The following is a 20,940-nucleotide window of genomic DNA, read 5'->3' as shown; positions in this document are numbered from 1 at the left end:
TTAGCCCTCCAACCTGACACGCGGATCGATCACGCCGTACAAGATGTCGATCACGAGATTGAGCAGCACGTACATGACCGCCATGGTCAGCACGAAGCCTTGTACCGGCGCGAAGTCCGACGAGATCAGCGCTTCGACCGCGTAGGAGCCGATGCCCGGCCATGCGAAGACTTTTTCCACCAACACGTTGGCGCCCAGCAGGAACGAGAACACCATGCTGAGCGTGGTGATGACAGGCAGCATCGCGTTGCGGAAGGCGTAGGTGACGATCACGGTCGCCGGCGACAGGCCGCTGGCGCGCGCGGTGCGGACGAATTCGGATGCGAGCACCGCCAGCATCGAGGCACGGGTCATGCGCGCGATCGGCGCCAGCGAGAAGATCGCAAGCGTCGTTGCGGGAAGAATGAGCTGGCTCAGCGCCGAGCGGAACGCCTCGAGATCGCGCGCGATCAGCGTGTCGATCAGATAGAAGCCGGTCACCGTCGGCGGCGCGCTGTAGAACACGTCGAGGCGGCCGAGCGGCGCCGGCGACCAGCCGAGCCGGAAATAGAAGACATAGACCAGCACGAGGCCGGTGAAGAACACCGGCAGCGACACGCCGGCTGTTGTCGTCACCCGACATAAATGGTCGACCCATGATCCTGGTCGTGTCGCCGCCAGCACGCCGAGAGGGATTGCGATAACGATCGAGACGATGAGGCCGAGCAGCGTCAGCTCGGCCGAAGCCGGCAGGCGGTTGCGGATCTCGGCCGCGACCGGTTGGCCGGTGGTGAGCGAGTTGCCGAAATCACCGTGAGCGAGATCGTTGGTGTAGCGGAAGAACTGCTCGATCAGCGGCCTGTCGAGGCCGAGTTTTTTGCGGATCTGCTCGACGGCTTCCTTCGTCGCGGCGGGGCCGGCGAAGTACGCCGCGGGATCACCGGGCAGCGCGCGCGTCAGCAGGAAGGTGACGATGACGACGCCGATCAGCGAGGGAATCGCAAACATCAGGCGCTTGCCGATCATGGTGAGCATGATGAGTTCCTCGTGCGCGTGTTGGGCACGCTGCTAGCCGCGAGCGTTGCTGCGTTCCCTCCCCCCTTGCGGGGGAGGGCTAGGGAGAGGGGTGGCCCCGGGAGAGGTCTGAGTTCGTGGCTACCCCTCTCCCCAACCCTCCCCCGCAAGGGGGGAGGGAGCCTGAAGGGCGTGCTCATCTCACTCGACCACAATGCCCAGAAAGACGCGGACATATCGCTCGCGCCAGTCATGACTCACCCCTTCGCCATCGCGCGATAGTCGAGCCTCCGGTGAAACCAGTATTGGTAGCCGCTGATGTTCTTCTGCATCGCGACGTTGACGAAGGGCTGGTAGAGCGGGATGCGCGGGACGTCGGCGAAGGCGAGATCGACGAAACCCTTCACATCCTTGTCGTAGGTCGCGGTGTCGCCGGTCGCAGCCGCCGTGCGCGCGCCGTCGATGAACTTGTCCATCTCCGCCGACTTGTAGCTCATGGTGTTGAAGACGGAATTGTTGCCGTGATAGCACCAGTAGAAGAAGTACTCGGGGTAATCGAGCCAGCCCGAGAACACGTTGGTGAACAGCGGCATCTCCTTCTTGTTCAATTCGGTGCGCCAGTTGGCGCCGGGCACCTTGTTGATGGTGGTCTTGATGCCGAGCTGGGCGAGGCTCTCCTGCACCAGCACGCAGAGCGGCTCGTTGACGCCGGCGAAATTGAGATCGAACGAGATCGTGGTCTCGAAGCCGTTGGCGTAGCCGGCCTCAGTGAGCAGCGCCTTCGCCTTCTCCATGTCGGTGTTGTATTTGTGCGGCTGCGGCCAGGCGACCTCGGTGACCTTGTCCTTGGCCGCGCCGAACATGGGATTGCCGAGACCGAACAGCACGGCGTCCATGATCTTCTGATACGGCAACGCATAGGCGATGGCCTGGCGCACCTTGACATTGTCGAATGGCGGCTTGGTGACGTTCATGCCGATATACTGGATGCCGTTGGAGAACGGCAGCGACACCACGTTGAGCTTGCCGTTCGCCTTCATCTCCTGGAAATCCTTGAACGGCAGCTCGTAGGAGATGTCGGCGTCCCCGCGCTCGAGCAGCGCACGGCGGTTGCCGGCCTGCGGCACCATGCGCCAGATCACGCGCTTGATCTTGGGCAGCGGACCGCCGACCCAATCCTCGTTGCGCTCCATGATCACTTCGGTGCCGGCGGTCCACTTCGTCACCTTGTAGGCGCCGGAGCCCGCGGTCTGCTGTTTTGTAAACTCGAGACCCCAAGGGTCTTTCTCGCTCGCGTTCTTCTTCACCAGTTCCGAATTGACGATGCAGGGCACGATCACGGCGAGATCGGGAACCGTCAGGCGATCCTTCTTGGCGAAATCGACGCGCACGGTGGCATCGTCGACCACGACGAACTGCTCGGGCTTCGTGAGCGAGCCCGCGCTCATCTGGAAAGTCGGGAAACCGCCGACGCTGACGGCGCGGTCGAGCGACCATTTCACGTCCTTGGCGGTGACAGGCGCGCCGTCGTGGAATTTGGCGTTCTTCTTCAGCTTGAAGGTGACCGACATGTCGTCGATCTTGAAGTCGTCGGCGAGCTCGCCCTTGAACTTGTCGCGGTCGTAATAGGGCACGCCGCCGGGGCCGCTCTTCATCTCGTGGCTGATCAGCCGGTCGTAGCAATTCCAGGACACCTCATAGCCGGGAACGTTGGTGCCGACGCCATGGATGTCGAGATTGTTGGGGCCGCCTTCCGAGACGATCAGCAGCGTCTCCGAGCGCGCATCGGCATAGGCGGAGGAGATCACGGACGGCACGGCCGGAAGCGCCGCGCCTGCGGCCAATCCGGAAACGGACTTGAGGAAATCGCGGCGCTTCATGAAATCGCTCCAACACAAAAGTTTCTGGTTGGAACTGGATTCGCAAGGTTCGTGCCAAGGCTTAAGGAGCGTTTACAGTTTAGCTAAGTAACTGAAATCATTCAGAAAACTATGATTGTTGCGGCCGCGACCGTCGCCCCCACGCAACGGAATTGCATACAAAGATTGTTATTTGCACATAAAATAGACTGCTACTGGCACCGGCTCATTTGGTGAGCGCGCCCTCTCCCCGTCGTCGCCCCGGCGAAGGCCGGAACCCATACCGCGCGATTTCAGTGGCGAAAGTTGGCGATGTGCATCCAACTAGAGTTCAGTTTCCTGCGGGCGCGAAAAGTGATTCCGGCCAATGGGTTAGCTAACCACTTGATTTAATTATTGGAATCATCTATATAGAGATAGGTGGGCTGGCCAATTCTCGCGTTGCAGGTAGCGCAATCCCCGTGGCGCCCTATGCATCGGTTCTCACGAACTGACGGCATTGGTAGAAGGGGTTGGGGCCCACCACTGCCTTGGATAGCCGTAGTAAGTGAAAATCTCCGCCTGAGCGGGGAGCAACTTTGCGTCCGCAAGCTTCGGCATCAGCTTTACGCTATAGCCCGACGCCGTTCCTTGGCTTCCATCAGGATCGTGACACATCCGAGGGGCGAGAAGCTTTGCAAACTCTGGATCACATTCACCCGTATCAACATAGTCGCACGCCTTAAAGAACGCACTCGCAACGGTATCGGCCAATTGAAGGCCCGCACGTTCCTTATGATTAAAAATGAATACCTGGTTCTCGTCTATCGTTTCCCAGATGAGATTTCCGAGAGGCAGATAGTTCTTACCTCCTTCGCTTTGGAGTTTGAGCCAGTTGAAGTAGCTGGTTAGGCTGAAGCGGTTGAGCCCGCCGCGCGAACTGAACTCAAGGCGAACCTTTCTGATTTCGCGGTACTGTTCGAGAGATTTTTCACGGACGAAATAGGTTACTCGCTCCAGCAGAAGACGGGAGAGCCATGCATAGAACCAGTTCGGGGCAGGGTATTTCTCCGCAAACGGATTGGTATAACCACGCATGTTCTTCTTGTTAGAGCACACGACAAAGAGTCTTGCGGGCAGCTTCGCCAATTCAGTGCACGCGATGCGCTTATTCCATGGTTTTAGGTTCGTGAAATGCAAATCCTTTCGCTGTGACTTGGTCTCGCGTAGAATGTCATTGCGCCATGGGGCGACGTTCTTTTCGTTTGGCTCGCCAATGACGACGGCGGATAGGATTAGCCATTCGCTAGAGCCATTGGCATCCAGCGGCTTCACGCGCTGTAATCCGGGATCGCCGGCTTCGTCGATATAAGCAACGTAGGAATATGGCGGCGTAGACTCGCTCATGGCAAAAGGCACTCAACTAGATAAGTTCAAGCAGACCGCCCGCGAGCTCGAAACGGACGACGAAAAGCGCTTCGATGGCATCTAGGGAAGATCGCCCGGCAGAAGCCGGGCGAGCAAAACAAGCCTTCAAAGAAGGAGGATTAACCGCGCCCGGTAGATATGACGCCAATCGAGGCGCCTGGGTCTGTAGCCTTCTTAAGCGTCTCAGGGTCGAACGAATCTTCGTGTTTTTTGGTCTTCTCAAACCAAACGCACCAGACTGTATCTTCCCCATCAAGGGCTGATTTTCCGACATTGGCCACCGTCATGCGCGGGCCGCCGGACTTCAGCACTACAACGTCACCCTTCTTAAAATCAGTCATTCATCACCCATGGAGTTAATTGAACCATGAGCGAGGCAGAGATGCGTCTGGAGTGCCTGGACGCCACAGCGGCTAAGGCCGCCTCTCATGACATTCTGGAGGTGGCAAGCCAATTCTGGCGGTTTGTGCACACGGACGAATCGGTGTCGCCCATTCAGCACAACTTAACCGAGTCCGGACGCGGTTTGCAAAGTACATAATCGCTCCTTCCTGGGAGTATGGGTCCCGGCCTTCGCCGGGACGACACTTTTGTTGGATGAGCGGCGCTCCCAAATTCAGAGGTGTCGTCCTGGCGAAAGCCAGGACCCATTACCCCAAGGGGTGATTTGGCGAGGACTCGCGGTTACCAGCCCGCACGATAACCTCTTCCTGGGGGTATGGGTCCTGGATCTGCGCTCCGCGAATGACAACGCTGCGCGTTGCCAAGCGCTCCGCTTGTCCAGGACGACAGTGGAGGTTGGGGCGCAAGCATGCATTCACTCCGCCCAGATCAATTCCTGCAGCTCGACCAGATCATCCGCCCTCTCCTGCCAACCCTCGATGCAGATGTGGCTGTTGAGGTCGCTGGCCTGGTGGAGCAGCATCAGGGCCATCAGGCGGCGCTTGAGCGCGAAGTCGAGCTTCGTATAGCCGAAGCCTTGAAGCAGGCTGCGCACCCTGCCCGGCCGTCCCGCAGCCATGAAGGCGCCGGGGCCGAGCAAATCGTAGTCGCGCCAGCCGGCGCGGACGTCGCCGAAGTCGAACAGGCCTTTGAGCGACCATGTGCCGTCATCGCAGCCGAGCAGGAAATTCTCAGGGATGTATTCGCCGGTCAGGATCACCGGCGGCGCGTCCATCGGAATCAGCGCGGCCGCATCGCGCAGGAGATCGTCGAGGCCGTCGAGGAATTTCGGCGCAAGACCCAGGCGCTCGTGCCTGATGCGGCAGCCCTGCATCTGGGCACGCATGAAGTCGTCCCAGCGCGGCTCGATGTGTGCGAGCGGGCCGAGGGGCGCGCGCTGCACGGACGCGATGGTCTCGCCGATCTGGCGCAGCACGCGCTCCTTCTGGTCTTCCGCCAGGGACGGCCACACCTCCGAGCCGAGCGTGCCGGCAAGGCGGGTGATGACGAGATAGGGCCAGCCGTCGCGCACCCCTTCGGCGACGATCTCGGGGATCGGCAAGGATAGCCGGCCGGCGAGCTGCGTCAGCGAGCCGCGCTCGGAGACGAATTGAGCGCGAAGCAGCGGCGGGAAGATCTTCAGGATCAGGCGCTCACCGAGGCCGACAACGAGATTGGTGCCTGTCGCAAACACATGCGGCGTGCTGATATCGAGACCGTGGCCGCGCGCGATGTCGAGCGCGACCGGCAGCCATCGCGTGCGGTCGGCGCGCAAGGCGCGATAGGCCTCAAGGCTCGTCGACGCCGACATGCCCCAAACGCCCGCGGACTCCGGCGGCAGCATCCCCTCCATCACGGCGCCAGCCCGCCCCTAGTCCAAGACATCCTTGACGCTGCTCTTGATGGCCGAGGGGACCGCATGCTCGGGGACTTCGATCGTCTGCGCGCCGCGCGTGATCCGGTAGCTGAACGCGTCGGCCTGACCCCGACGCGCGGCGGGGACCTTGCCCGGATCGGCAAACAGCTGCTCCACCGTCTTCTGATCGGCAGCCGACAAATCCGACAACGCCACCTCGCCGCGGCTCTTGAGGTGAGGGCCGCCGAAGCCGGCGAACCCTCCGACGCGCTCGATCTTCAAGCGATCCACGCTTGCTTCCTTTCGTAACGCCGTGCGGCCCGGCTACAGCCCGACCTTCTTCCATCCCGCATCGACGGCGGCGAACACGGCGGCATCGCCCGGATACAAGGTGTGGGCACCCTGCCGGGTCCGCGCAGCGAACGCCTTCATCGTCATGTTCGGCGTCGGCCCGAAACCGGTAAGCGCATTGTACCACACCTGGCCGATTTTGGCCCAACTGTATCCGCCGAACGTGGTGCAGGCCGTGTAGAAGGCGAGGTTCGGCGGGCCGCTGGAATAATGCGGGTCCATGCCCGGCGTCACTTGCGAATATTTGGTCGGTTGCGGCGCCAGACAGTGCTTGGCTGCCGGATTGGCCATGTCGCGCAGGCAGGCGAACCCTTTCTTCTTGGCGCCCGGCCCCATGATGTCCTTGCCGATCAGCCAGTCGGCTTTCTTGACATCCTGCTTCGCCTCCCACTGCCGGAACATCGAGCCGAAACAGTCGGAGATGCTCTCGTTGAGGCCGCCGGCATCGCCGCTATAGGCGAGCTGGAGGCTGTGCTGGGTGACGCCATGGGTGAGCTCGTGGCCGATGACGTCATTGCCTCTGGTGAAGTCGACGAAGATGCTGCCGTCGCCGTCGCCATAGATCATCTGCGAGCCGTTCCACATCGCGTTGTTGTACTTCTCGCCGAAGTGAACCGACGACATCATGGTCATGCCGTGGTCGTCGATCGAATTGCGGTTGAAGACCTGCTGGTAGAATTTTGCGACCTTGGCGGTCTGGTTGAAGGTGCGCTTGACCGACGCATCCGAAGACGTCTTCGGCTTCGCGATCGGCGTGCCCGGCAGCGTCTGCGTGTGCTTGCAGTCGTAGACGGTGACGGACGGCGCCGCCGCCAGCGTGACCAAACCTCTGGTGCGCGCGGCGGTCACGCTGGTGAATTTCGCGGCCTGGTTCCGCAATTCGCGCAGTTCATGGCTGATCTGGACCGTGTCGACCATTTGCTTGCGCAGCGGGGCGGACAGCTTCTTGTCCTGGGACAGCCTGGTCAGAACGTCGTTCGGGATAATGCAGCACGTGCAGGGCATCGATGATCTCCATTGCACTTTTTCCGAAAATAGATGGATGAAATGAGCTTGAAGATGATTGCTGCCGGCGACCGGCAGGCGTCGGCGTCCTCTCGGCGTCACGCATGCGGGATTATCGCAGGCGCAGGCCGCGTTGCGTGTGAGATCGCACACACTTCCGGGTTGCGTGATGTCGGATGGGATTCGTCGAGGACGCGAGGGTCGCCCGAGCGACGGGTTTACCGCTCCGGGCTGGCGCGCTCGAACTGGCGGAGCAGCTTGTTGCCGCGCTCGACGGCGGAATCGAGCGCCTTCTGCGCGCTCTTCTGGCCGGCAAAGGTCTGCTCCAGCTCGTCCTCGATCACGCCGCGGATCAGGACGAAGGAGCCGAGCCGGATGCCCTTCGAGTTCTCCGTCGGCGGATGCAGCGTAATCTCCTCGAACGAGATCGCCGAGCCCGGATTGCGCTCGTAAAAGCCTTGCGCCCGCGTCAGCTCGAAGGCGGCGCGGGTAACCGGCAGATATCCGGTGTTCTGGTGCCAGGCGGCCTGCACGCCGGGCTGCGACAGATAGGCGAAGAAGCGCGCCACGCCCTTGTATTCCTCGCGCGGCCGGTCGCGCAGCACCCACAGCGTGGCGCCGCCGATGATCGAGTTCTGCGGCGCATCCTTCACGTCCGGCCAGTACGGCATCATGCCGTAGCCGATCTCGAATTTCGAATTCGCCTTGATGTCGGCGCGCGTCGCCGAGGAGCCGATGAAGATGCCGCATTCGCCGTTCTGGAAACGCGGCTCGGCCGCTTGTCCGCGACCGCTATAGTCGAACAGCTTGCTCTTCTGCCACTCGCTGAGCGCTGCGATGTGATGCACGAGAGACGGATTGTTGATGGTCAATTCCGCATCCAGCCCGGCAAAGCCGTTGGTGCGGGTCGCGAGCGGCAGGTTGTGGAAGGCGGAAAAATTCTCGACGTGAATCCAGGACGGCCAGGACGTGGTGAAGCCGCATGGCGCGCCGCGGTCGCGCAGACGCTTCGCAGCGGCGCCGAGCTCGGGCCAGGTCTTCGGCGGCGTCTCCGGATCGAGGCCGGCGTCGCGGAACATGGTCTTGTTGTAGTACAGGATCGGCGTCGAGGAATTGAACGGGAACGACAGCAGGTTGCCGGCCGCGTCGGTGTAGTAGCCGGAGACGGCGGGAAGGTAATCGTTGAGCGAGAACGGCTCGCCCTGGTCCCGCATCAGGCTGAACACCGGATAGATCGCGCCCTTGGCCGCGGTCATGGTGGCGGTGGCGACCTCGTTGACCTGGACGATCGCGGGCTGGCTGCGCGAACGGAAGGCGAAGATCGCGGCCGTCACCGTCTCGGTGTAGCTGCCCTTGTAGGTCGGGACGATGCGGTAATCCGGTTGCGAGGCGTTGAAGGCGGCGGCGAGCTTGTCCAGCTGCCGCCCGAGCTCGCCGGACATGGCGTGCCACAGCGCGATGTCGGTGGCGGCGCGCGCCGGCGCGGCCAATGCGACAGCCGTAAGGACGGCGACGATCTGCAGAAGGCGCGATGTGGACGTCACGATGGCTCTTCCCGTCTCGCACGACAAAGGCGACTGTCCCTGCTTAAGGCGGGGCATTGGCGGTTTCAACGGGAATGAGAGGCCGCCGCGCCGCACAATCAGCCCGCGGGCCGGGCGCGGGATGGCCTTCCCTTAACCATCTGCTAGATTGCATTGAACCTTTTCCTCCTGCCATAGACTCCATCTCTGAGGGGTTGAGTGTGCCAGTGTTGAGCCGTGCCGAACTCTCGCGGACCGGGGTGATCTTCGTCGCGCTTCTGCTCGCCGTCTGCGCGACGGGCGCCGTCGCGCGCGAGTTTCGCGCCGCCGACACCCAGACCGAGGACTACCCGACCGTGCAGGCGCTGCGCTACATGGGCGCCCTGATCGCCGAGCGCACCGGCGGCCGGCACGAGGTCAAGGTGTTCCACTCCCGCCAGCTCGGCGAGGAGAAGGAGACCATCGAGCAGACCCGGGCCGGCGCAATCGACCTCAACCGGACCAATGTCGCCCTGATCGGCAATTTCGTTCCGGCGATGAACGTGCTCGCCATGCCGTTCCTTTTCCGGTCCATCGAGCACATGCAGAAGGTGCTGGACGGGCCGATCGGCGGCGAGATCCTGAACAGTTTCGAGCCCTACGGCTTCGTCGGGCTCTGCTTCTACGATTCCGGGGCGCGGTCGATCTACAACGGTATCCGCCCTATCAGGAGCATCGCCGACCTCCGGGGCCTGCGGATCCGGGTGCAGCAGTCGGAGTTGATGAGCCAGATGATCCGCTCACTTGGCGCAGAACCGGTCGAGATGCCCTATGGGCAGGTGCTGACCGGGCTTGCCAACCACCTGATCGACGGCGCCGAAAACAACTGGCCATCCTTCGTGACGACCGACCATTACAAGCATGCCGGGCACTACACGCTGACCGAGCACACGATGAGCCCCGAGGTGCTGGTGATCTCGCTGAAGGCCTGGCGGAGCCTCTCGGCGGAGGACCAGATCATCTTCAGGGAGGCCGCGCAGCGCTCCAGCCGGTTCATGCGCGAGAAGTGGCGCGACCTCGAGGAGCAGTCACAGCTCAAGGCGCGCGCGGCCGGCGTCAGCATCGTCAGGGATCTCGACCGCAAGCCGTTCGAGGACGCCATGGCCGCGATCTACACCAAGGCCGCCCAGGAGCCCGCGGCGGCCGCGCTGATCGAACGCATCCGCAAGGTGGAGTGAGCCCAGTTGCCCGCGCTTGGAAACAGCGAGCACGCAGACAGGCCGCCCGGCCCGCTCGGGCGGGTGCGCGCGCGGCTCGTCGGCGCGCTCCGGGCCGTGCCGATCCGCTGGCGCATCCTGTCGATCGCAGGCTTGAACTCCGCCGTCGTGGTGGTGCTGGTGGCGCTGATCTGGAACGGCTCGCAGGTGCTGGGCTCGGCCTGGGACGACGTGCGCCAGGTGCGCGAATCCGACCGCATCCTGGCGCTGCTCGAGAGCGAGACCGGGCGCCTGCACAATCTGATCCACCGCTACATCAACCAGCCGAGCCCGGACCTGTTCGCCGAGATTCTCCTGCTGCGCGAGGCGGTGCTGGGCACGCTGAGCAACCGCGCCGCCAAGGACCCGATGCTGTCGGGCTCGGTCGAGGAGCTGGAGCGCACCACCGAGCGCTTCCTCAACGGCTTCGGCGAGCTGCGCAGCGTGCAGGCGACGATCGCCAAGACCTACGAGGACCAGGTGCAGGGCCCGGCCAGGGACATGGCGGGGCTCTATTCCATCATCGAGGGCGCCACCGGCCATCGCGACGCGCTGATCTGGCCCTCGCTCGGCAAGTCACGCGAGGCCTTCACCGCGATGCTGGTCGCGGCCAATTCCTACTATCTGTCGCAGTCATCGGGCGCCGCCGACGATGCGCGCCGCCACACCGAGACGATCGAGAAGACCATTCCGGTGATGATCGATCTCGCCGACAACGATCTCCAGCGCATGGCGCTGCAGCGCCTCGGGGCCCGCACCGCCGCGCTGCGTGAGGGTTTTGCAAAACTCTCCGAGCAGCTGATGAGCCGCACCGAGCTGCTGCGCAACACCATCGACGCCAGCCAGGCCGAGGCGATCGGCGCCATCGACGACCTCTCGACCAAGATGCGCCAGCGCGAGCAGAAGGCGCAGGAGACTTTTGACCGCACGCTGGCCGATATCTCCCGCCGCGTGCTCTCCATCGCGGTGATCTTCCTCGGTATCATCCTCACCGCCGGCGTCTTGATCGCGCTGTCGATCCGCCTGCCGCTGCAGCAGATCATGGCCGCGATGCGCGCGATTACGCTCGGCAATCTCGACCGCGAGGTGCAGGGCACCAAGGCACGCGACGAGGTCGGCGCCATGGCGCGCGCGGTGGAAGTATTCCGCGAGAACGCCATCGCCAAGCGCGAGACCGAGGATGAGCTGCGCGCGTCGAAGGAGAAGGCCGAGAGCGCGCTGCTCGAGCTCAATACCGCACAGCAGAATCTGATCGATGCCGAGCGGCTGGCCGCGCTCGGCGGTCTCGTCGCCGGCGTCGCCCACGAGGTCAACAACCCCATCGGCATCAGCCTCACGGTCGCCTCCAGCTTTGCCCGGCGGACCGAGATCTTCGAGGCCCAGCTCAAGGGCGACGGCGGCCTGCGCCGCTCGCAGCTGGAGGAGTTCGTGCAGTCCTCGCGCGATGCCTCGCAGCAACTCGTCGCCAACCTCACCCGCGCCGGCGAGCTGATCCAGTCGTTCAAGCAGGTCGCGGTCGACCGCTCCCATGCCGAGCGGCGGCAGTTCTCACTCAGCGAAGCCACCGACCAGATCATCGCGAGCCTTCGGCCCGTGCTGAAGCGCTCGCCGATCACGCTCGAGGTCGACGTGCCCGAGGGGCTGCTGCTGGACGGCTATCCCGGCTCCTACGGCCAGATCCTGACCAACCTGTTCCTCAACGCCGCCAACCATGCCTTCGCCGACGGGCGCGCCGGCACCATCACGATCTCGGCGCGGCCGCGCGGGGCCGACGATATCGAGATCATCTTCACCGACGACGGGGCCGGCATGACCCCGGACGTGCAGCGCCAGGCCTTTGACCCATTCTTTACCACCCGGCGCAATGAAGGTGGCACGGGACTCGGGCTGCATATCGTCTATAACCTTGTCACCCAGCAGCTCGGCGGTCGCATGATGCTGGAATCCAAGCTGGGACAAGGCACCACTTTTCGCATTATCATGCCCCGGGTCGCCAAGGGCGGCGCGCAAAGCACAGAGACTGACGGGACTTCTCAATGGCCGAACAGGACGATGTCCTCCACCTGATCGACGATACCGGCACCGCGTCGGAGGACCAGAACGCACGAAAGTGGAAGATCGCCGTCATCGACGACGACCCGGCCGTGCATGACGGCACCCGTTTTGCACTTTCGGACTACAGCCTCAACGGCCAGAGCCTGGAGATCCTCTCCGCCTATTCCGCGGCGGAAGGGCGCAAGCTGATGGCCGCGCACAGCGACATCGCCGCGGTGCTGCTCGACGTCATCATGGAGACGGATGTCGCGGGCCTCGAGCTGGTCGAGTTCATCCGCAACGAGATCAGGAACGAGACCGTGCGCATCATCCTGCGCACCGGCCAGCCCGGCCAGGCGCCCGAGCGGCGCGTGATCGTGCAGTACGACATCAACGACTACAAGGCCAAGACCGAGCTCACGGCCGACAAGCTGTTCACCTCGCTGACCGCGGCGCTGCGCTCCTATCAGCAGCTCGAGCGCATGGTGCAGACACGGCGCGGGCTCGAGATCATCATCGACGCGGCCTCCACGCTGTACGACTTCAAGTCGATGCAGCGGCTCGCCGAGGGCGTGCTGACCCAGCTCGCCTCGCTGCTCAACGTCGACTGCGCCGGTATACTGGTCCTGCGCGACAATGGCGGCGTCGATCCCGAGCTTTCGGTGCTGGCCGGCAGCGGCTGCTACAGCCGCTTCATCGGCACCACGTCGTCGAAGGCGCTCGACCCCGAGCTGCGCGAGATGGTGGAGGCCGCGTTCCAGCGCCGCAAGAACGAATTCGCCGACCATCGCAGCGTGATCTATTTGCGCACCGGAAGCGGCCGCGAGGTTGTGGTGCTGCTGCAGGCCGAGCGCGAGCTGTCGGAGACCGACCGCTCGCTGGTCGAGATCTTCTCCAGCCGCCTCTCGATCGCGTTCGACAACGTCATCCTCTACCAGCAGCTGCAGGACGCCAACACCCAGCTGGAAGACCGCGTCGCCCAGCGCACCCGCGCCCTGATGCAGGCCAACCGCCGCCTGTCGGCGCAATGGCTGCGGCTGCAGCGCGCCAACGGCTTCAAGAACGAGATCCTGGGCACCGTCGCGCACGATCTGAAGAATCCACTCGGCGTCATCCTCGGCCGCACCGAGATGCTGAAGGAGCTGATCTCGACCGGCGCGTCGGAAGGCGGCGTGGTCGCCCAGGTCGATCACATCCGCGACGCCACCAAGCGCCTGACCACGATGGTCGACCATCTGATCTCGGACGCGATGGCCGATGCCTTCGACATCACCATCCGCCGCGAGCCGGTCGACGTCGCCGCGCTGGTCAAGGAGGTCGCCGAGGCCAACCAGCCGCTCGCCGTCAACAAGCAGCAGGCGATCAGCGTCACCGCGCCGGCCAACATCGTCACCATGTGCGACACCGACCGCATCCGCGAGGCGATCGACAATCTGATCAGCAACGCCATCAAATACTCGCCGATCGGCGGCAAGATCGGCGTCGCCGTCACCCATGAGGGCAGCGACACCGTCGTCCGCGTCAGCGACGAGGGCGCCGGCCTGTCGCCGGAGGATCTCGGCCGCCTGTTCGGCCGGTTCCAGCGGCTGTCCGCCAAGCCGACCGCCGGCGAGAGCTCGACGGGGCTTGGTCTGTCCATCGTGAAGCGTATCATCGACATGCACGGCGGCGAGGTGACCGCCGACAGCGAGGGCCCCGGCAAGGGCTCGACCTTCACCATCACCCTCCCCGCGACCGAGATACCGATCTAGAGACCATGACCCAAAGCCAGCACATCATGATCGTCGACGACGAAGCTCCAGCCCGGGAGATGGTCGGCGATTACCTCAAGATGCACGGCTTCACCGTGACGCTGTGCGACGGCGGCAAGAGCTTGCGCGCCGCGATCCAGGGCGGCATGCCCGATCTCGTCGTGCTCGACCTCAACATGCCCGAGGAAGACGGGCTCTCGATCATCCGCGATCTCAAGAGCCGCATCAACGTGCCCGTGATCATGCTGACCGCGACCGCGAGCCCGATCGACCGCGTCGTCGGCCTCGAGCTCGGCGCCGACGATTACGTGGCAAAGCCCTGCGAGCTGCGCGAGCTGATGGCGCGCATCCGCTCGGTGCTGCGGCGGAGCACGCCGGTGAAGGCCGCGGCAGAGGCAGCAGCCGCGAAATCCGACAAGGAGCAGTTGGTGCGCTTCGGCACCAAATGGCTCGACCTCGAAGCGCAGGCGCTGCGCGACGACGAGGGCAACGAGCATCCGCTGACCGCATCCGAATTCGGGCTCTTGAAAGTGTTCGCGGCCAATCCGAAGCGCGTGCTGTCGCGCGAGCGTCTGCTCGAACTCGCCAACGCGCGCGACGCCGAAGCCTTCGACCGCGCGGTTGATCTCCGCATCATGCGCATCCGCCGCAAGATCGAGCCCGATCCCGCAAAACCCGCCGTGATTCGCACCATCCGCGGCGGCGGCTATCTGTTCTCGCCTGGGGGCGAGAAGGCGTAAGGCGGGCGGCGAAGCCAGATGCCGTAGGGTGGGCAAAGCGACTTGTCCGCCGTAGCTCGAAGAGCGAAGGCGGAAGCGTGCCCACCGTTCTCACCTACTCGCGAAAAGATCGTGGGCACGGCGCTTCGCGCCTTTGCCCACCCTACGGGATCACCGTCCCGGCTACCCGGGTCGCCCCCGGGACGACGGCGCTGGGTGTCGCGCGACCAAACGCAATCCCCCGAAATACGTTCCAGGCGCCTCCGGTCGCCCCCAAATCCCCACCCCGTATTTTCCGTATATTGAAATTCCACGATTTTTTGCTCCGAATGTTTCGTCGCGCCCTCTCCGACGAAACAATTTGGCGGCGCACGAAACCATTTTCCGCTTTTCGCGCAGACGTCCCGAAACGGTGGCTGATTAACACTTTGGTCCAAGGAAACGCCGCTCGGTTGCGGCGCTACGGGGAGCCAAGTCCATGCCGAACGTCATCGCCATCAACGCCCAGGCCAGCCAGAGCATCATCGCCGCTCAGGCGACTTCGGACGACATGCTCCTCGAGAGCATTGCCGACGGCAACCGGACCGCCATGCACATCCTCTATTGCCGGCACAATGTGCGGGTCTACCGTTTCATCCTGCGCATCGTGCGCGACGCCACCACGGCGGAAGATCTGGTCAGCCAGGTGTTCCTCGACGTGTGGCGCACCGCCGGCCAATTCCAGGGCCGCTCGCAGGTCTCGACCTGGCTGCTCTCGATCGCCCGCTTCAAGGCGCTGACCGCGATGCGCCAGCGCCGCTTCGAGGACATCGACCAGGAAGACGTGCGCCAGATCCCCGACGATTGCGACACGCCCGAAACCTCGCTCGACCGCAGCGACACCAGCGCCATCCTGCGCGCCTGCGTCGCCAAGCTGTCGCCCGCGCATCGCGAGATCATCAACCTCGTCTACTACCACGAGAAGTCGGTGGAGGAGGTCGGGCAGATCATCGGCATCCCCCAGAGCACGGTGAAGACCCGGATGTTCTATGCCCGCAAGCAACTGGCCGATTTGCTTAAGGGCGCCGGCGTCGACCGTTTCGCCGCGTAAGGACAATGATTTCAAATGGATAGGGCCGGATTTCCGACCCTATCTCCGGACACGGAAGCGTTACCACCGACGAAACAATTGAAACAAACGACAACATCAGGCGGAAAAACTTCCCTCCTATAAAGATCACATACGGTTTCGTTAAACCTCCCAAGACCTCCAGCGACCCGGACGATGCCCCAGTCCGGGTCGTTTTCTATTTGGGGCTGAGGTGGCCGCCGCGGGCTCTCTATCTCCCTCACGCGAGTAAGGCGGGCAGGCTCTCTCATTCCCTCCCCCCTTGCGGGGGAGGGGCAGGGAGAGGGGTGCCACACGGGGACCCTCTCGATTTGTGGCGCGGCACGATCGCTAACGGGTGGACCATTTGCTGGGCTACCCCTCTCCCCCGCCCTCCCCCGCAAGGGGGGAGGGAGCGCACCGCCGTTGTCGCTGGCGCAGTTGCCTCACAAACCAATGGCCCCGTCACGAAGGCGTGACTCCGCGTAACGACCGCCCCACCGCACACGAACTGGCCTCGTGACCTCCATCACGAGTGCGCCATGCTCGAGCTTTTCTTCGCCCTCCTCGCCGGCATCCTCACCATCGCCGCGCCCTGCACGCTGCCGATGCTGCCGATCCTGCTCGGCGCCTCGATCGGGCGCGCGGGGCACTTGCGCCCCGCGATGATTGCGCTCGGCTTCGTCGTCTCCTTCTCCGCGGTCGCGCTGCTGTTAGGTGCGCTCACGCACCTGTTCGATTTCGATCCGAACGTGCTGCGCGAGGCGGCGTCGATCCTGCTGCTCGGCTTCGGCCTGCTGATGCTGTGGCCGCCGCCGTTCGAGTGGCTGTCGATCCGGCTCAATGGCTGGCTCGATCTCGGCAACTCGAGCGGCGTGCAGCGCGAGGGCGCGCTCGGCGGCCTCATCCTCGGCACCACGCTCGGCCTGGTCTGGACGCCCTGCGCAGGCCCCGTGCTCGGCTCGATCCTGACGCTGGTGGCGACCTCGAAGAATCTGGCCTGGGCCGGCACGCTGCTGGTCGCGTACGCCATCGGTGCGGCGATCCCGATGCTGGCAATAGCCTATGGCGGACAGGCCGCGACCACGCGCGTGCGCAGCCTTGCGCGGATCTCGCCGCGCCTGCAGCAGGGCTTTGGCGTGGTCGTGATCGCCTTCGCCGTTGCCGCCTATTTCCAATACGACACGCTGATCGTGGCGTGGCTCACCGGCTTCTATCCCACCGGCCAGATCGGCCTGTGATCATCCCAAAACTTCACCGAAAGGACGCTTCCATGACTCTCAAACTGCTCGCCGTGTCTGCTGCACTGATCGGCATCACCGTCACCGGCGCCGTCATCCCCGGCATCTGCGACGAGGCTGCGCGTGCGACGCCTGTCGTCACCGCCGCCGCAAGCCAGCAGACCGCGCCCGACTTCACCGGGATCACCAACTGGTTCAATTCGAAGCCGCTGAGCCTTTCCGACCTGCGCGGCAAGGTCGTGCTGGTCGACTTCTGGACCTATGGCTGCGTCAACTGCGTCAACACGCTGCCGCACGTCACCGACCTCTATGCCAAATACAAGGACCGGGGCCTCGTCGTGGTCGGCGTGCACACGCCGGAATTCCCGTTCGAGCGATCGGCCGCGAACGTGCAGGCCGCGCTGAAGCGCCATGGCATCACCTATCCGGTGGCGCAGGACAACGACTCCAGGACCTGGAACGCCTACAGCAACCAGTATTGGCCGGCGCAATACATCATCGACCAGAGCGGCAAGATCGTGTTCCAGCACGCCGGCGAAGGCCGCTACGACGAGATCGACCGCACCGTGGCCAAGCTGCTGAACGTCAGCAGTTAGGCGAGCGTCGCGCGGCCGGCCTCGTCTAACACCCTTGTTGCTTGACTCCACGGACCCGTCCGTGGAGTTTCGCGCCATCGGAATCAGCCGCCCGCAATGGCCGACGCGAACACCAGCACCGACATTCGCCTTCGTGAAGGCTCTTCGATCGCGCAGCGACTGGTCGTGGCCGGCTCCGCGGCCGCGGTTGCGCTCTGCTTCACGCCGGGCCTGTTCACGCACGACACCATGGAGATTGTCATCTCGGTGGTGGCACTGCTGGTGGGAGCCGGGTTCGTTGTCGGCATCATGATGGCGCCGGCGGTGGTGTGGATCATCACGCCTGACGAGATCCTGATCGGGCATCAGCGTCCATTCGGGAAACTGCAGACGCGGATCATCGCGAAGGACGAGATCAGCGGACTGCAGGTCCCCGGCAGCAAGCGGGTGAAGGCCCGGTTTCAACTGGTCTTCACGCTTGTTTCGGGAGAGCGCCTGACGTCGCCGCCGATCTCCGACGTCACACATGTTCATGACACCGTGGCGCGGATCGCCGCGCATTTCGACGTTCCCAATGTCGAGGAACCGGTCAATCCGCTCGATGCCAGCAATCCCGAGATGCATCTCGGCGAACCGCTCGAGGCGTTTTCCGCGCGGGACATAAGGATCGTCGCGCTGATCGCCGTGGCGCTGTCCGCCGTGCCCTACGCCTACAAGCTCTGGCGCGGATGGCCGCCCAGCCATGTCGACATCCTGCTGCTGCCGCTCGGCGCGCTCGCGGCGTTCGCCGTCTACAGATACGCCAACCTCGCGACCGGCGCGTTCTGGGTGATCCGGCAGGGCGATATCCGCGTGGAGCGCCTGTGGGGCGACGGTACGCCGCGCACGGACAGCATCGCCGGACATGAGGTGAAGACGATCACCGTCGATCGCCGCGGCCGTTCCGAGGACGAGCACTGCATCGTCACGATCCGCCTTCGCTCGGGGCGGAGGTTTCGCAGCCCCCGGATCGGCTCACGACTCGAAGCCCGCGCCGTCGGGACCGAAATCGTGCGGCGGCTCGGGATCGCGGCGGAGAGCAACAAGATCTAGCTCTCCCCGCTGCGACAACGCGATTTGAAGAGAATCTGGCAGCTCACCCGCGGCCATCCTTCGAGACGCCCGCCTGCGGCGGGCCCTCAGGATGAGGACGGAGTGCGTGGCAGCAGTTTCAGCCACCACCTGTGCGTCCTAGCCTCATCCTGAGGAGCGCGCCCTTGCGCGCATCTCGAAGGATGGGGCGCGCGCTCAGGCCGCCGCCAACAAGTTCCTGCGCGATCGCCCTCCCCCCAAAGGCGGAGGAGGGAGCCCACTACCACTGCGGCACCGATCTAAGCTTTTCGCGCCATCCCCTGTTTGTGGCATTGCCCCGGCCCCGTCAAAAAACCAAAGCATTCTCGTGACATATCAGCTGCGCGCGCCATTAACTTGCCATGAACATGCCCCTGAGATTTGATGGTTCCGAATGATTTGCGCTGTGGCAGCGGGGAGAGCTTGAAATGACGGATTATCGTCGCCTGACCGGGGCGTTCATCACGGCCCTCAGCCTGGTTCTGACCACCTCATACGCCTCCGCCCAGCAGCCGGACCGCGGTGACGAGCCGGGCCTGATCGCCGACGATGCCTACCAGCTCGATCCGGAATGGCAGAAGCAGGTCGTGTACTTCCGCACCACTGAACCGCCGGGCACGATCATCGTCTCGACCGCCGAACGGCACCTCTATCTGGTGCAACCCGGCGGGCGCGCGATCCGCTATGGCATCGGCGTCGGCCGCGACGGCTTCCAGTGGCAGGGGCTGGTGACCATCACCAACAAGAAGGAATGGCCGGACTGGACGCCGCCGCCGGAGATGATCCAGCGCCAGCCCTACCTGCCGCGCTTCATGGCCGGCGGCCCCGGCAATCCTCTCGGCGCCCGCGCGATGTATCTCGGCACCACCGTCTATCGCATCCACGGCACCAACCGTCCTGACACGATTGGCACCAAGGTGTCCTCGGGCTGCTTCCGTCTCGTCAACAATGACGTCGCCGATCTCTATGATCGCGTCCCTGTCGGCACCAAGGTGGTGATCCGGCAAAAGCCCGAGCTCTGAGAGTTACGGTCGGAGCATGATCGCACTGATCATGCTCCGCGTCCCCCCTCCGAATTCCTTTTCCCGATTTTTCGAGAGAGCAACATGATGCGCACATTTCGAGGCGGCCTGCTGATCGGGCTCGCGGTCGCCGTGCTGGTCGGCGTCCTGGCCATCGTCTATGAATTCTACGACACCCGCACCCTGAAGCGCACGGTTCGCCGCGGCGAGGTGCTGTGCGGCGTCAACAAGGGCCTGCCGGGCTTCTCGATCCCCGATGACAAGGGCAACTGGACCGGCTTCGACGTCGATTTCTGCCGCGCGGTAGCGGCGGCGATCTTCAACGACCCGAACAAGGCGAAGTTCGTGCCGCTCGACGCCAGCGAGCGCTTCAGGGAATTGCAGAGCCGGAAGGTCGACATCCTCTCGCGCAACTCGACCTGGAGCATGGCGCGCGAGCTCGACTACGATCTCTATTTCCCCGCTGTCGCCTATTACGACGGCGCCGGCTTCATGCTGCCGCGGTCGCGCAACAAGGAGACCTCGCTGGACCTGACCGGCAGCAAGGTCTGCGTCCAGGCCGGCACCACCACGGCGCTCAACGTCTCCGACTACTTCCGTGCCAACAACATGAAGTATGAAGAGGTGAAGTTCGACAAGCTCGACGACGTGGTGAAGGCCTACGACACCGGCAAGTGCGACACGCTCTCCGCCGACGTCTCGCAGCTCTATGCGCTGAGGCTGAACCTGTCGAAGCCCGGCGACCACATGATCCTGCCGGACATGATCTCCAAGGAGCCGCTCGCTCCTGTCGTGCGCCAGCGCGATGACGACTGGATGATGATCGTGAAGTGGACGCTCTACGCCATGATCAACGCCGAAGAGCTCGGCGTCTCCTCGGAGAACATCGACGAGGCCCTGAAGTCGAAGAAGCCGGAAGTGATGCGTCTCGTCGGCACCGAGGGCAATTACGGCGAGCAGCTCGGCCTCACCAAGGACTGGGTCGTCCGCATCATCCGCACCGTCGGCAATTACGGCGAGATGTACGAGCGCAACATCGGCGAGAAGTCCAAGCTGAAGATCCCGCGCGGCATGAACCAGCTGTGGAATGCGGGCGGCGTGCAGTACGCGCCGCCGATGCGGTAAGGGACGGTCTCGCCACCGTCGTTGCGAGCGTGGGAGCAAGCGCCTCCCATTCACTCCCTGTCATCGCCCGCGAAGGCGGGCGATCCAGTATTCCAGAGACGGTTT

The 20,940-nt window shown here is 63.8% G+C and carries 18 protein-coding genes; 10 read left to right on the top strand and 8 right to left on the bottom strand.

Annotated features, from left to right (window positions below; all coding sequences use genetic code 11):
* The 8 genes from JQ603_RS15355 to ugpB all read right to left on the bottom strand — a co-directional run bounded on the left by JQ603_RS15355 (nt 1) and on the right by ugpB (nt 9,014).
* Entirely contained in the window at nt 1-1,014 is a 1,014-nt protein-coding gene (locus JQ603_RS15355) for an ABC transporter permease (protein ID WP_011083857.1), read from the bottom strand.
* A gap of 236 nt (nt 1,015-1,250) precedes the next feature.
* The gene (locus tag JQ603_RS15350) at nt 1,251-2,873 is read right to left on the bottom strand and encodes an ABC transporter substrate-binding protein (RefSeq protein ID WP_212340674.1); all 1,623 of its coding nucleotides are present in this window, start codon (nt 2,871-2,873) and stop codon (nt 1,251-1,253) included.
* A gap of 462 nt (nt 2,874-3,335) precedes the next feature.
* The gene (locus tag JQ603_RS15345) at nt 3,336-4,238 is read right to left on the bottom strand and encodes a DUF3800 domain-containing protein (protein WP_212340673.1); all 903 of its coding nucleotides are present in this window, start codon (nt 4,236-4,238) and stop codon (nt 3,336-3,338) included.
* A gap of 140 nt (nt 4,239-4,378) precedes the next feature.
* Nucleotides 4,379-4,600 carry a YodC family protein gene (locus JQ603_RS15340; RefSeq protein WP_212340672.1) on the bottom strand — a complete coding sequence of 74 codons (222 nt, stop codon included), beginning with the start codon at nt 4,598-4,600 and terminating at the stop codon, nt 4,379-4,381.
* A 476-nt stretch (nt 4,601-5,076) separates the two neighbouring features.
* Nucleotides 5,077-6,012 (bottom strand): aminoglycoside phosphotransferase family protein, encoded by a 936-nt coding sequence (locus tag JQ603_RS15335; protein ID WP_212340671.1) that lies wholly within the window; start codon nt 6,010-6,012, stop codon nt 5,077-5,079.
* Nucleotides 6,013-6,072: 60 nt separating this feature from the next.
* Entirely contained in the window at nt 6,073-6,348 is a 276-nt protein-coding gene (locus JQ603_RS15330; protein ID WP_212340670.1) for a protealysin inhibitor emfourin, read from the bottom strand.
* 33 nt (nt 6,349-6,381) lie between these two features.
* On the bottom strand, nt 6,382-7,413 hold the full coding sequence (locus tag JQ603_RS15325) for a M4 family metallopeptidase (protein ID WP_212340669.1): 1,032 nt from the start codon (nt 7,411-7,413) through the stop codon (nt 6,382-6,384).
* 218 nt (nt 7,414-7,631) lie between these two features.
* Entirely contained in the window at nt 7,632-9,014 is a 1,383-nt protein-coding gene (gene ugpB, locus JQ603_RS15320; protein WP_212340668.1) for a sn-glycerol-3-phosphate ABC transporter substrate-binding protein UgpB, read from the bottom strand.
* 143 nt (nt 9,015-9,157) lie between these two features.
* On the opposite strand from ugpB, the gene JQ603_RS15315 reads away from it, so the two are divergent.
* The 10 genes from JQ603_RS15315 (at nt 9,158) to JQ603_RS15270 (ending at nt 20,835) form a co-directional block, all read left to right on the top strand.
* On the top strand, nt 9,158-10,153 hold the full coding sequence (locus JQ603_RS15315) for a TRAP transporter substrate-binding protein (protein ID WP_212340663.1): 996 nt from the start codon (nt 9,158-9,160) through the stop codon (nt 10,151-10,153).
* Between the two features lie 6 nt (nt 10,154-10,159).
* Nucleotides 10,160-12,238, top strand: a complete 2,079-nt coding sequence (locus JQ603_RS15310) for an ATP-binding protein (RefSeq protein ID WP_212340662.1) — start codon at nt 10,160-10,162, stop codon at nt 12,236-12,238.
* On the top strand, nt 12,208-13,956 hold the full coding sequence (locus JQ603_RS15305; protein ID WP_212340661.1) for an ATP-binding response regulator: 1,749 nt from the start codon (nt 12,208-12,210) through the stop codon (nt 13,954-13,956). Before JQ603_RS15310 ends, JQ603_RS15305 begins: the two co-directional genes overlap by 31 nt.
* Nucleotides 13,957-13,961: 5 nt before the next feature.
* Complete coding sequence (locus tag JQ603_RS15300; protein WP_212340655.1) at nt 13,962-14,696, top strand: response regulator; 735 nt, start codon at nt 13,962-13,964, stop codon at nt 14,694-14,696.
* Between the two features lie 457 nt (nt 14,697-15,153).
* Nucleotides 15,154-15,765, top strand: a complete 612-nt coding sequence (locus tag JQ603_RS15295; RefSeq protein WP_018644455.1) for a sigma-70 family RNA polymerase sigma factor — start codon at nt 15,154-15,156, stop codon at nt 15,763-15,765.
* Between the two features lie 539 nt (nt 15,766-16,304).
* A complete protein-coding gene (locus JQ603_RS15290) occupies nt 16,305-17,003 on the top strand; it encodes a cytochrome c biogenesis CcdA family protein (RefSeq protein ID WP_212340652.1) in 699 nt (232 codons plus the stop codon).
* A gap of 32 nt (nt 17,004-17,035) precedes the next feature.
* Nucleotides 17,036-17,599: a thioredoxin family protein gene (locus JQ603_RS15285; RefSeq protein WP_212340650.1), complete on the top strand. Its 564-nt coding sequence runs from the start codon at nt 17,036-17,038 to the stop codon at nt 17,597-17,599.
* A gap of 96 nt (nt 17,600-17,695) precedes the next feature.
* The gene (locus JQ603_RS15280) at nt 17,696-18,670 is read left to right on the top strand and encodes a hypothetical protein (RefSeq protein WP_212340648.1); all 975 of its coding nucleotides are present in this window, start codon (nt 17,696-17,698) and stop codon (nt 18,668-18,670) included.
* Between the two features lie 446 nt (nt 18,671-19,116).
* Nucleotides 19,117-19,710, top strand: coding sequence for a L,D-transpeptidase (locus tag JQ603_RS15275; RefSeq protein WP_212340646.1), 594 nt, complete (start codon nt 19,117-19,119; stop codon nt 19,708-19,710).
* A gap of 87 nt (nt 19,711-19,797) precedes the next feature.
* Nucleotides 19,798-20,835, top strand: coding sequence for an amino acid ABC transporter substrate-binding protein (locus tag JQ603_RS15270; protein ID WP_212341524.1), 1,038 nt, complete (start codon nt 19,798-19,800; stop codon nt 20,833-20,835).
* Nucleotides 20,836-20,940: the final 105 nt, after the last annotated feature.

This window comes from Bradyrhizobium liaoningense (assembly GCF_018130825.1).
Lineage (GTDB): Bacteria > Pseudomonadota > Alphaproteobacteria > Rhizobiales > Xanthobacteraceae > Bradyrhizobium > Bradyrhizobium liaoningense_B.
This window is presented reverse-complemented; position numbering and strand designations above follow the sequence as displayed.